Source organism: Echinicola sediminis (genome assembly GCF_054777495.1).
This window is the reverse complement of record NZ_BAAHAP010000031.1, coordinates 52,565-64,601: the sequence shown is the minus strand read 5'-3', so window position 1 is coordinate 64,601 and position 12,037 is coordinate 52,565. Positions and strand designations below refer to the sequence as shown.

Annotated in this window: 8 protein-coding genes; 2 read left to right on the top strand and 6 right to left on the bottom strand. The window is 44.1% G+C overall.

Going from position 1 to position 12,037, the window contains the following annotated elements:
- Positions 1-555: 555 nt before the first annotated feature.
- From ACYVAA_RS10315 to ACYVAA_RS10300, 4 genes are all read right to left on the bottom strand, one after another.
- Positions 556-1,866, bottom strand: coding sequence for a DUF4062 domain-containing protein (locus ACYVAA_RS10315; protein WP_460541237.1), 1,311 nt, complete (start codon positions 1,864-1,866; stop codon positions 556-558).
- A gap of 46 nt (positions 1,867-1,912) precedes the next feature.
- A complete protein-coding gene (locus tag ACYVAA_RS10310; RefSeq protein WP_460541235.1) occupies positions 1,913-2,611 on the bottom strand; it encodes a hypothetical protein in 699 nt (232 codons plus the stop codon).
- 415 nt (positions 2,612-3,026) lie between these two features.
- On the bottom strand, positions 3,027-5,897 hold the full coding sequence (locus ACYVAA_RS10305) for an FAD-dependent oxidoreductase (protein ID WP_460541233.1): 2,871 nt from the start codon (positions 5,895-5,897) through the stop codon (positions 3,027-3,029).
- A gap of 264 nt (positions 5,898-6,161) precedes the next feature.
- Positions 6,162-6,854, bottom strand: coding sequence for a 2'-5' RNA ligase family protein (locus ACYVAA_RS10300; RefSeq protein WP_460541231.1), 693 nt, complete (start codon positions 6,852-6,854; stop codon positions 6,162-6,164).
- 473 nt (positions 6,855-7,327) lie between these two features.
- On the opposite strand from ACYVAA_RS10300, the gene ygiD reads away from it, so the two are divergent.
- Together ygiD and ACYVAA_RS10290 are read left to right on the top strand one after the other, a co-directional pair.
- Entirely contained in the window at positions 7,328-8,170 is an 843-nt protein-coding gene (ygiD, locus tag ACYVAA_RS10295) for a dioxygenase family protein (RefSeq protein ID WP_460541229.1), read from the top strand.
- 181 nt (positions 8,171-8,351) lie between these two features.
- Positions 8,352-8,855: a DinB family protein gene (locus ACYVAA_RS10290; protein ID WP_460541227.1), complete on the top strand. Its 504-nt coding sequence runs from the start codon at positions 8,352-8,354 to the stop codon at positions 8,853-8,855.
- 95 nt (positions 8,856-8,950) lie between these two features.
- Here ACYVAA_RS10290 and ACYVAA_RS10285 read toward each other — a convergent pair whose 3' ends face one another.
- On the bottom strand, positions 8,951-9,820 hold the full coding sequence (locus tag ACYVAA_RS10285) for an endonuclease/exonuclease/phosphatase family protein (RefSeq protein WP_460541225.1): 870 nt from the start codon (positions 9,818-9,820) through the stop codon (positions 8,951-8,953).
- Positions 9,821-10,246: 426 nt separating this feature from the next.
- Entirely contained in the window at positions 10,247-12,025 is a 1,779-nt protein-coding gene (locus ACYVAA_RS10280) for a RagB/SusD family nutrient uptake outer membrane protein (protein WP_460541223.1), read from the bottom strand.
- Positions 12,026-12,037 lie beyond the last annotated feature (12 nt).

The following is a 12,037-nucleotide window of genomic DNA, read 5'->3' as shown; positions in this document are numbered from 1 at the left end:
GTGGGGGTTTTCGGATTATCATTTTTTCTGATTTGGAACACATTAAGATTAATTGATAAATATTAAGGCTGTTAACAATTGTTGAAGGGGAAAATGTACTCTTCAATTAAATGTAATAAACTAGCGTGATTTTATAGAGGAGTCTGAAGATACTGATGATTCTCGAATTCCTTTAGTGGACTGGACCATTGCATTAAGAGCTCGGTGAATACATGAAATGGTACCAACATTAACAAAGGCAAAGTGTTATGATCAATTATAAATTAACATTATATAAGATAGTGCTCTTCTTGATTATTTCCATTGGAGGAATTGTTTTTATCATTAATAATTATCCGAGAATGAATACCGGTAAACTGATAACCTCCGTTGTTTTTGGGGGTATACTTCTGTTTTCTAAACGTGATTATTCAGTTAAGCAGATAAACAAGCAGCCTTATCCCGCATAGCAGGGCGGCTACCTGAACAGTTAAACCCTCCAACTAAGAATAAACTTCCTAGGTGCCCAACTTTGAGGTAAGGGAATTCGTGGATTCACTTGGAACCTTAATGCCTTCAAACATTTTCCCCCAGTAAGAGATGGTCAAAATCTTCAATCGTCTCATCAAATTCCAAGCCTACCTTTTCTGCGTAAACCCTTTCGTACGCATAAGCTCCAAAATGCATGGCCTCGAGCATCATGGCAGGATTTTTCTGGATGGATGACTGGCCTTCAGCTGTGCTAAGGTACTCGGCCATGGCCATGATTTCAGCGGTGGAATAGTGCTTGACAATCAAATGAAGGATGAATTTTTCCCAGATATTTTTACTTTCCATCTCTTCATGAATGCTCATGATCATATCAGCAATATCCGGTGGGGCAGTTTTTAGGTTTTCATGCAGTACTTGATTTTGAAGCTGGGAAATAAAACCTTCCGGCAGCAAAGAAAAATACCTTTTGGCCGCCACGCTTCGGTCATTGGTGAGGGCGCTTTCCCGGCGGATAAGGTTATTGGCGCTTCGCATATCACCGATTTGGGTATAAAACTCTATGGCCAGGGAAAGGATGGACAGGTTGTTGGTGTCCTGGGTGGCTTTGGCAAAAAGAATAATGGCATCTTGGGTATTGCCCGATTCGGCAGCCACAGTGGCCGCACGCGCCAGGGCCAATCCTTCCTGCTCTGCCTTTACCATTGAGAGGTCCGGGGCGAGTTGCTGCTTTTTCCCTTTTTGTGCTTTTTTATGGTTTTTGGTCTTTTGCAACTGGGCATCCAGTTCCATTTCAGATTGGTACAATCCTTTCATGGCACGGTCCGATAGTTCCACGGGCTGGAGCAATTCATCGATGGCTTTGTACTTTCCACTGGCAAATTCAGAAAGGTGCCTTCTGATTTCATCTCCAAAGTCCACCTCTGTTTGGAATCTCCTTGCAAGTACATTGTGATTGCTTCTTAATTTCTTTTTGAAGTCGAGTACTTTTTTGAGCTGGGGCCCAGGATCGGCTACTTGGCCCTCCTCTATATGTTTGAAAAAGACCATGATTTCAGGGCTGTTGGTTTTCTTAAACCGGTCAAAAGCCCGGTAAAACTCCTCTTCGGTGTAGGAGGAATACTTGGAATCTCCGGTTTCCTGGCCCCACCTTCGGTGCAGCGCAAGGACAAAGACATCGCATTTGTCGATTTCTGTATTGATGACAGATTGGGAGCGCCTTCCGGTTACCGACGGCAGGTTTTCCCAGCCAATGGCCCTGAAAATAATTTTATAATTGTCCCGAATAATAGCACTTGCATTGATGGAATCAATGGTGAGTCTAAACTGGTTTCTCTCAGCTGCCAGGTCCCCTGGGGAGGCTATAAATACGGATAGTTCTTTGAGGTTGCTAGACATGATTTCCGGAATTTATGAATGATGGGTTTTTTGGATTTGGGTAAAACTATAAAGCTTCAAGGTGCCTGGTAAGCCGCACGTTCGATATCCAGCCAATGGCCGGCTCATCAGGTGTACCGTTTTTGGTGATAAAGATGTCCTGACAGGGAGGATGTTGCTCCATAAGCCTTTTAGCGGCATCCAAAGTGGTTTTCTCACCGACGAGAACAAAGCCCTTATTGAGCTGAAAAGTGTCTTTCTCCTTGGTTACTAGCTGTTCAAGTGTGTCGCTGTCCTGACCGCCTTGGTTTTTGTAGCGGAGCACAAAGCTCTCATGGATCATGTATTTGACGGTGCCAGAGGGAAGCAGGATGGGGAGTCTCGACACCTTGTCGGAATATAGGGCCAAAATCTCTTGGACAGAGATGTCTTTTTCCGTTTTGCCAGCAGGTATGACCAAGGCTTCGGTTTTATCGATCGTACGCATGGCTTGTGTTACCAAGGTTTTGACTCCCGCAGTACTTTTGACCAACTGAACCATATCCTGTACCTGTTTATTGGCAGATTCAAAATTGTCCCGACCAAAATAAAAGGCGATGATGGTACCTACCCAAGCAGAAAATACGGGTAAGGCGATGTTGAGAATAGTGACCGCATTTTCTGAATTGACATAGATGGCTATGGAGGCCAGAAATGTCAGTGCCGCACCTGAAAATACAAGGATACTTATTGCAAGTGTGTTTTTGCTTGGGTCTTTAGTTGACATAGTGACTAAGGTTAAAAGTGCAATGGTAAAAATGGTTTCGCTTTGACAGTAAAGAATCTACATTCTTTTATTTCACTAAACCTTTTAACGCCGACTCAAGATCACTGGGGAGTGTGGTAGAAAATTCGGTAAGCTTGCAATCCCAGTCAGATGGTTAAGGAAGGTTTACCCTTTGTTCCAAAATATTGTCTTTGTTATCAGTAATTTACAAAATTTTGATAGGTAATGGAATAGTGGAGGCCACTTATCCCCAGTAGGGGGGAAGGGAGGAGCCGCCAGTCGCAGGCATAATGTGTTATTTTGTAAACAAATGAAATTTTATAGTAAGTGAAATAACGATGCATATAGTGTCTACTATACAAAAAATGCCCCTGGACCAGCGGTCCAGGGGCATTTTTATATGTTTTAGCCTACATTACCATCCCAGGTAATAGGTGTCATCAAGCCAATCCGGGCAGGCCAGGCCATACTTTTCGCGCATGACGTGTTCGGCGACACAAAAAGCGCCTTCCACCCAGCCTTGCTGGTCAGAGTAGGCTTCTCCGGTAATGAAAACCCTTTCTTCTTGATGGGGCTGTCTGATAAATGGCATGATTTCCCAAACCTTGTAGCTGTTTTTCCAGGCGTGATAGCCGCCACCGTAAGGGTCTGCCGTCCAGTCCTTAAAAGCAGAGGTATAGGGTTTAGGGATAACAATAGAAGGGCCATGGAGCTCCTTTACCTGCTGCATCACTTCATGCACCATGGTTTTACTGGCATGTTGGTAATCAGGGTAAGGCACATTGGTTGCTTTGACCAATTTGGTGGTTTTGGTCTTATAGGGTTCTCCACCTTCCAATGCTTGCCAGAATTGCACCGTTCTCATGTCATTATAACTGGCCAGGAAAAGGGAGTGGGAGTTTTTAGGGTCTACCCCAAAGTAGTAACATTGCCGCATGGGGAGGTCGGTGATGGACTCACCCGCTTTGGCTCCAAGGGTCTTTTCCCACCAAGGTGTTTCAAATCCCAAGAGGATTTTATAAGAGGGTTCCATGATTACGGAAGCCAGGTTATGCTGTAATTTGGTCTGTTTGTCCCGGTTAAAGAAGAAATTACCCTGATCAAGTAACTCAAGCGATCTTCTGGGCATGCCTAAAATGATGTCCTTTGCTTCCACCGTCCAATAGCTCTTATGCTCCAGATTGTAGAAGGTAAGGATGTACCGATAAGGGCTGGAGGTATCCGGATTCTTTTCGAAGGAGGATAAGCGGTTTTTGGTGAATATTTGCCCCCCATTTTGCATATAATCATCGGCCAAACAGGTAAGCACCTGATCGTAACCGCCGTCAATGGTTTTGTATTCCACGGTATTGCTGGCAAAATCCCCTACCATATAGGGGAAGGCCTCTGCTGCATTCCAGTTGATGGTATTCGAATAGTAGCCTCCTGCCTGGGCAAGAAACTCATAACATTCCTGGGAAGATTGGTCTTTCAATAGGTTCCAAAAGCCCATCTCATACACGAATAGGTCTTTGTAAGGGCCATCAAAGCGGTATTTGAGCTCTTTTTTGACCTTGTTCCATTCTTCTCTAGGGGATTTGCTCTTCTGGATTTTTTTAAGGGAATAGCCGTCTTTTTTAAGGACTTTACTGATGATCTGTGTGAAAATTTCATCTGAACTTTTGCCTTTAAATTTATCCCCTACATCATAGCGAGTCTGAAATTTTTCCCTGGTGATTTTGGCCTGACCAAACCTGTTGGCAAAAAAACGTTGCTTTCGGAGGTAATATAAATGGTGGTCGGGGTCACCCATCGGGAAAGGGATAGGCTTGAGGGCGTATCTTGTGGCAAATACCTTTTCAATCAATGCCGTGACGATTTCCTGAGAGGTCATATAGCGCATGCCGCCAATTTCTCCAACTACACTCATCCCTGGCAGTTTGATGGATTCCAGGCGTCCACCGATCCTATCGCTCATTTCAAAAATGGCGGTATCAAGGTTCAGTTGTTGGCCTTTTTGGTCGGTGCCGTTTTTCAGGCGATAGGCCGAGTAAAGCCCAGAAGCTCCCCCGCCGACAATGGCCACGTCCAACTTAAGGTTTTCAGTGATACCTGTATTGAACCTGTTGCTGATTTCTCCCCTAACCACGGGCCATTCAATCCCAAAATGGCTGATATCGTATTGGGTTTTGCCTTCCAGTGCCAGATCAGACAAGATTTTCCCTAACAGCGGAATAAATTTCGCCGCCCATCCTCCGGTATACACGATAATGTCCTCGTGATTATGGACCCATTGGGGAAGGAAATCCAGCATCAGCTCCTTATTGTTGTTGTTTAAGGTAATCAGGCATGTGGAAGTGAATTCAGGGGTGGAAGTTAAGCCTTCCATATGATTGAGGACCCATTCAGAATTCAATCCGAGGCTTTTGATGCTTGGAATGCCGCTTCGGCCAGCTGGATCCCTGATGATTCGGTCAGGGATATCAGGTGCTACTCTCACATAGCCAGGGTGCGACCAGCTTACTTCAGGAAATCCATAGAATAAACTGGTGTCTTGTGGCTCTTGGAAGACAAACCAGGTAGGCAATTTCACATTTCCGTTATTTTTATAATAGGCAGAGGACATTTCCCAGATGTCTACATTTACGGATAGACCAAAATGTTGTAAGACATCATTGATATAGGCCCCCGGCGTAAGGATCAGTTTTTTGGTGGTGAATGTTTCTTTTTCTGTGCTGACTTTTATTTTTCCCTTTTTCCGGGAGTCAATATCCGTTACCGGGGAGAATTCCCTCAGCTCAATGTTCGGGGTTTTATTGGCAATGTCAAAAAGGGCTTGGAGCGTGGCGGAAAGATTTATTATACCACCGTCTTTCTGGAAAAATCCATTATAATCCTCCGGGAGATCCTTGAAGGGAAACTTTTTCTCAATTTCTTTGGCCGTCAAGGGATCAAAAGGGATGTTCAGTTCTTTCATCACCTCCATAGCTGCCTGAATTCCCCCTTCCTGAGAGCTGATGGCCGGATCGCCAAACCACAAAGAGCCGACTTTGTCGATCAGGAGTTCTTTGGTTTGGGTTTGCAGCTCTTCCCAGTAAGGGATGGCATCCAAAGCCAACTGGGCCATATACTTTTGGGCATATTGGAGCCGGAACTGCCTGGACATTCCGGCAGAACTTCCTTTTTGGTTGAAAAAACCGTATTGTTCAAGGACTAGAACACGTTTATCGGTCTTGGCCAATTGGGCAGCGGTGGCCAAACCCATGGCTCCGCCACCGACAATGATGATGTCAAAGGTGTCTTTCATATTTTGAAGGTTATTGTTGGTGTTTTGAATCATATGGTGCTAAAAATGAAATCTTAAAAAAGAAAATAGGTTAACCTGGAAATGAAAATCAGTCTTTAATATAAGGAATTATGCGGGCATTACCAGCTGTTGGATTAAATCTACTATGTCTGTCTTAAATTGAGCTGTGCAGATTTTCAGGCCATAGAAAGTTGTTTAAATGGACAGATCACCTTTGTTAAACAGGGTAGCTTTTGGAAGTAGTATGCTAAGGTAGGGGAGAACTTACTCGATTTCGGGTAAAGTAAACTGATGAAGTGATTTTACGATGTCTGTGCGCTGGTACCAGTCATTGTATACCAGTTCAAGATGCTGGATGGTAATTTTACCAAAAGGGGTGTTTAAATGCTTGTTGATGATATGGATAAATTGTTCCTTTTGCTGCAGAGGAGCAGCAAAACGCATGGCAGTTGTATGTGCCGTTTCTAGCTTGTACCGTTTGTCCAGACTTTGCTGTAAGTCTGTTTTTTTGAATTCCTCGCGTAGTTGATTTCTTAGTTGATGTAGGCTTTGGTCTTCTGGGAAGCCTTTGAAGAGAACACCTGCTGGACTTAAGGTGACACCGTTAAAACTGATTTGAAAGGCAGTAATTCCTTTTAGGCTCTTATTGACGGTATCCACATAGCTGGAGGTATTGATCTGCTCCAGGTCAAAACCGGGGTAGCAGGAAATTAAGGACATAACAGTGATATGGAGATCGTTGATGGGATAATAATATTGCGCTGGTTCCACGATCTTCAATCGGTCCAAGAAGGAAAGCATCCGGTTTTGGGTTTCTTGATCAGGCCTGGCCAGCAGGGTGAGGCCACGTCTGGAATCGTTTGGGTTATGAATTTGTGCGTCTATTTCATAAGCATCGTTAGTGACTTTATCGAGGGAAGATTGAAAAAGTGCTTCGTAATGTGCTTTGAGGTCCATCGGATCATTATTATATGTAAAGACTTAAATTAAAACACAATGCCAAGAAAAGGAATAATGGAGATGAAAAAATGATTTTGTTTGTTTTGAAGAGGCAAAAGGTGCTGAACAGTTCCGAATATCTTTGTTTGATGGATTACCATCAGTTTTTGGGAGGGTGTTTCAAGTTGGCCAAAGGCAATAGCGGAATGTTGCCTTCCCCATTGACTGTTTAGGCGGCTAATGCTTAGATTCTCTCATGGGTCCTTTTCCCTGGGTTGCGCCTTTTTTGAAGGCATACCCAGGGGTATTCATATTGCACACCTTCGGAGTGCATTTGCCTTAGATTGAGCCATAGTATTTTAAATGGAGCAAAAAACAATGTATATACATGAATTATATTGAGGGTAATTTGTTTATTACTGTAGATGGATAAAAAGGTCCTCTTAGCCTTTAGGGAGTAGGAATGACAGGGCCATTAAAACAGCAGGCAAATGGAAAACTTAGCAGCATTTAGACGTTTTACAGACGGACTTGGAGATACAGGGCAGTTGATGCCTGCACTCTTTATCGGACATGGATCACCCATGAACGGGATAGAAGACAACGATTTTTCGAATTACTGGAAGAAATTGGGAAAGGAAATCCCTACTCCCCAAGCGGTATTGGTGGTTTCTGCCCATTGGCTGAGCAGGGGGACAAGGATCACGGCCATGGATTTCCCCAATACCATCCATGATTTTGGTGGGTTTCCCAAGGAACTTTTTGAAGTGGAATATCCGGCACCTGGAGATCCGGAATTAGCTGGCTTTACCGCAAAAAATATACAGTCCACCCATGTGGAACTGGATCATGAATGGGGTTTGGATCATGGGACTTGGACCGTAGTGAGGCACATGTACCCCGAAGCGAATATCCCGGTTTTACAGTTGAGCATCGATTACTATCAGTCCCCCAAGTATCACTACGAATTGGCCAAGGAACTGTATCATCTAAGGAAAAAAGGGGTGTTGATCATCGGGAGTGGCAATATGGTGCACAACCTGCGCATGGTGGCCTGGGATAAATTGAATGAGCCCGAGTATGGTTACGATTGGGCCGTGGAAATGAACAATACATTCAAGCAGCTAATCCAAGATGGTGATCACAAGGCCCTGATGGATTATCAAAAACTGGGAAAAGCAGCTCAGCTGGCCATTCCTACTCCAGATCATTATATTCCATTGTTGTATACTTTGGGGTTAAAAGGAGAAAAGGATGAGGCCAGTTTCTTTAACGATAAGGCAGTGGGTGGTTCATTGACAATGACTTCTGTGAAATTAGCTCAGAGCTATTAGACTTTAGACGCTAGAGATTAGATAGAGGTTGGACAGTATTTTATCTATGGTGAAGGGAATTCAATAGTACCACCTTTTAATTTTTAATAGTTAAATTCCTTCTCGCTCCTGACATAGGGCTGTCACTAAGGGGTGTTTTCTTTGTACAAACATTGATTCTAAACCTATTAAAAAAGACATTATGAAATCTCAATCTGTAAAAAAAGAGCAGGAATTATTCATTTCCACTGATGCCATGCTGGCCCACTGGCAAGGGCATAGGAACCTTACCCGAAGGGTGATCGAAGCGTTTCCGGAGGATAAGTTGTTCAATTACAGTATAGGAGGGATGCGTCCCTTTGCAGAGCTGGCGATGGAGATGATCGATATTGCAGCACCTGGGGTAAAAAGCTTGGCCAATGGTAATTGGGAGAAGGTAGAGGAGTTTGACCATACCAAATCCATGCCTACTACCAAAGCAGGACTGTTGGACTTATGGGATCAGGTGACCAAAACCATTGATGAGACCTGGCCGGAAATTACCTCAGAGAGGTTCCAAAAAGTAGAGGTGGCCTTTGGTCAATATGAAAATACCAATTATGATACCCTTTTGTATTTTGTGGACAATGAAATTCATCATCGGGGCCAGGGCTATGTGTATTTAAGGTCTTTAGGGATCCAGCCTCCATTCTTTTGGGAAAGGTAGTTGGAGTACTTAGTATCAAGTATTGAGTAGGGAGTCTTGAGTATTGAGAAGGACTATACACTCAATACTCAAGACTCAATACTAGCTACTAAATACTATTTCCGTTTCCACTCGATCACGGCCATCACCGGGAAATGATCGGAGGGATAGCGGTTATGATAGGTGTCCGTTAGGATACCGTATTTTTTCACCTTCAGTGTTTCGCTGACAAAGATATGGTCAATCCTCTTGTCAGTGCTTTTGGTATTGTCAAAGCTGTTAAAAGTACCATTATTGGCATATTGTATATCAGCTGCCAAATAGCAGTCCTTTAACTCTTTTGAATCCTTTAGCAATGTATAGGCAGGGTTGTCCTGGTCCACATTGAAGTCTCCAGTGAGCATGACCGGTATGCCGGCTTTGTCCGCTTCTTTGATTTTACTAAGGATCAGTTTGGCACTTTCCTGACGAGCTTCTGTGCCCACATGGTCAAAGTGGGTGTTGAACACATAAAACTCCTGGCCGCTGTTTTTATCTTGCAGCTTGGCCCAGGTACAGATGCGCGGAAGCGCGGCATCCCAACCTTTATTGGGTTGACTGGTGTCAGTAGACAACCAAAAGGTCGCCTCTTCCACTACCTTGAACTTTTTCTTATTGTAAAACAATGCAGCGTATTCGCCTTTTTCCTTGCCGTCATCTCTGCCAGCTCCGACAAAGCCAAAATCAGGCAAATGTTCGTCCAGGTACTGTATCTGGTGCTTCAGGCCTTCCTGGATGCCGAAGACATCAAAACCATGGAATTTGATCAAATTGACCGCCACATCCTTTCTGTTGTCCCAGTTGTCAGGGGCATCATTGGGATTATCATAGCGGATGTTAAAAGAAGCAATGGTAAGGGTTTCTGACTGTGCAGCTACTTTAAAGGTGGTCAATAAGGCTCCCAAGAAGAGCAAAGCGGAAAGCAGGTAGCTTTTTAATGATTTCATATAAGGTTTTACGTTTAGTTTAGGTTTTGTGATTATACGCAATTATACCAGTAGATTGCCAATTCATAAATAGTTTCCCGCAGATTTCGCTGATATGCGCAGATTTTTCTTCAGGTATTCTAGTGTTTTCGGGAAAAATGAAGATAGCAAGTCTACAGGTATGAAGGAGGGCAATTCAATTAGGTGTTTTTAGAAAAGCCATCTCTTAAAATTAGATGACGATTATTAAATCTGCATTCCAAGGTAGTTATTAGAACAACTGAATCCAATAGAGAAGGTATTAAGGTGGTAAGGAGCCATTAAGGTCTCTTAAGGCTCCCTACCTCTTTTTATGGTTATACTATTATTTTAGTATGATTCCATGGAATTAATCATTTATCCTTCAAATGATGGGATATTTCCAATGTCTGAACAGAAAGTGGAAAATCACCAACCTGGATTTTGACCCAACTCTGGGTTCATCAGGAAATCATTTTCAGGAATTGGGTAAAGGTAGTTTTTTTCTTCCCATTCTCGTGACTGATGCTCGAGCCAACGAATTTCTCCTTTGTCTTCTTGCCCCAGTTGCTGTGGATTGGTCCCTGAATTGATGTTTTCGCTCACATTGATATAAGTAACACCTTCCACTGGGTTTGAGGGCATGGTGGTATAGAATGCAACGTCCATAATACCGTCTTCATTGAGGTCAAGAGGGGTGTTGAGGGCTGGTACGTAAAATCCGTTCCAAGGCATTTCCATCAGATCCCCTTTTTTCCATCGCACGATGTCGTAAAACCTGAACCCTTCAAATACCAGCTCTATGCCCCTTTCTCTTCTTATTTCCAACAAGGCCGGATCGGAAATTTCTGGGAAATAGGTTTGTTGCATGTAAGGGTCCGCTGTTGTAGGCATTTCCAAGTTGGCGGTGATGCCCGCTCTTTGTCTTAGTTTGCCGATGGTCATGTTCCAGTCACTGGCAGTAAGTAGTCCAAGTTCCGCTTTTGCCTCGGCATAGTTGAGCAGGATTTCGGCGTACCTCATGACACTTACGCTATTGATGTTTCGGCTGCCACCATCATAGTACATGTCGTCCAAGGTCCATTTGATGGGCTGATAGCCGGTATAGGTATAGGAGAAGACAGGCGGAGCTGGAATGACAGCACCTGCATTGGTACGGGTGTAGTGGCCCAGTCTAATGGTTTGCTGGAGCCTTTTATCCCTGTTTTTGACTTCTTCCATAAAGGTCATGGTCTCATGATCCGCCAGATCTGTGAATGGGGTTCCCTCCAGGGTTAAGTAGGTTCTGACAAAATCACGGGTCAAGCTGACCCTGGAACCGTAAGTGGAGCTGGTCCACCACCAATTGGCATCATGGAAGACACTTAAGGCCGGATCGATCACCACGGCCAGCATGACTTCTTGGCCGATAGGTTTTTCATTGATAAAAAGAGACCGGTAAGAGAAATCTTCTCCTGCTCCTTCGTAAACTGAAAAGTCCTGGCTCTGAATGACTTCTTCTGCGGCCTGATAGGCTTCGGTCAGCCACTTGTCCACGGTGTTGGTCAGGTCGTAATCCGTGTGGTATTTTCTGAATGTCCCCTCGAAAAGACAGATCCTGGATTTAAATCCCAATACCACATTTTTGGTGATCAGACTGCGGCTATCGTCATCGCTCGCTTGGATATGGTCAATGGCATAGTCCAGGTCTGCCAGTACGGAGTCCATCACGAGTGAACGGGAATCTCTACCATTGAACAAATCAGGGTCATTGACGTCCATGGTTTTGTTGATCCAAGGAACATCCCCAAAGCGTTTTACTTTTTCAAAGTAAAAATAGGCCCTGAAGAATCTGGCAAGCGCAGTATAGTGGTGACGGACTTCAGGACTGATTTCCGGGCTGTTATTGTTTTCCAGAAAATAGTTGATGTTACGCAGCTCAGACCAGCTCCATCCGCTGCTTTGGGTCGGGGTGAAGTTTCCTGGTCTCAGGAAGTCCGGCACCTGTGTCCGGGCAGAATAATCTGCCATCGCATCGCCCGAATGGATTTCACGGGCAGTTGGCAGGGCATTGTAAAAGGAGTTGGTGTAGAGTTCCAGTCCGTTGGTGCTGTTGAAAACTGCACTTTGGGAAGTGGTAGATTCAGGAAATTGATCCAGTTCTGCACAGCCGGAGGCCATCACAGAAAGGAAAGCAAGAGAGCCGAGAATGTTTTTTATATTTTTCATGTCTGACAGTTC

What these genes read in the sequence shown, in the direction of transcription:
- ACYVAA_RS10315 (WP_460541237.1), bottom strand. Translation starts at nt 1,866, where the DNA reads ATGTCTAGCAACCTCAAAGAACTATCCGTATTTATAGCCTCCCCAGGG.
- ACYVAA_RS10310 (WP_460541235.1), bottom strand. Translation starts at nt 2,611, where the DNA reads ATGTCAACTAAAGACCCAAGCAAAAACACACTTGCAATAAGTATCCTT.
- ACYVAA_RS10305 (WP_460541233.1), bottom strand. Translation starts at nt 5,897, where the DNA reads ATGAAAGACACCTTTGACATCATCATTGTCGGTGGCGGAGCCATGGGT.
- ACYVAA_RS10300 (WP_460541231.1), bottom strand. Translation starts at nt 6,854, where the DNA reads ATGGACCTCAAAGCACATTACGAAGCACTTTTTCAATCTTCCCTCGAT.
- ygiD (WP_460541229.1), top strand. Translation starts at nt 7,328, where the DNA reads ATGGAAAACTTAGCAGCATTTAGACGTTTTACAGACGGACTTGGAGAT.
- ACYVAA_RS10290 (WP_460541227.1), top strand. Translation starts at nt 8,352, where the DNA reads ATGAAATCTCAATCTGTAAAAAAAGAGCAGGAATTATTCATTTCCACT.
- ACYVAA_RS10285 (WP_460541225.1), bottom strand. Translation starts at nt 9,820, where the DNA reads ATGAAATCATTAAAAAGCTACCTGCTTTCCGCTTTGCTCTTCTTGGGA.
- ACYVAA_RS10280 (WP_460541223.1), bottom strand. Translation starts at nt 12,025, where the DNA reads ATGAAAAATATAAAAAACATTCTCGGCTCTCTTGCTTTCCTTTCTGTG.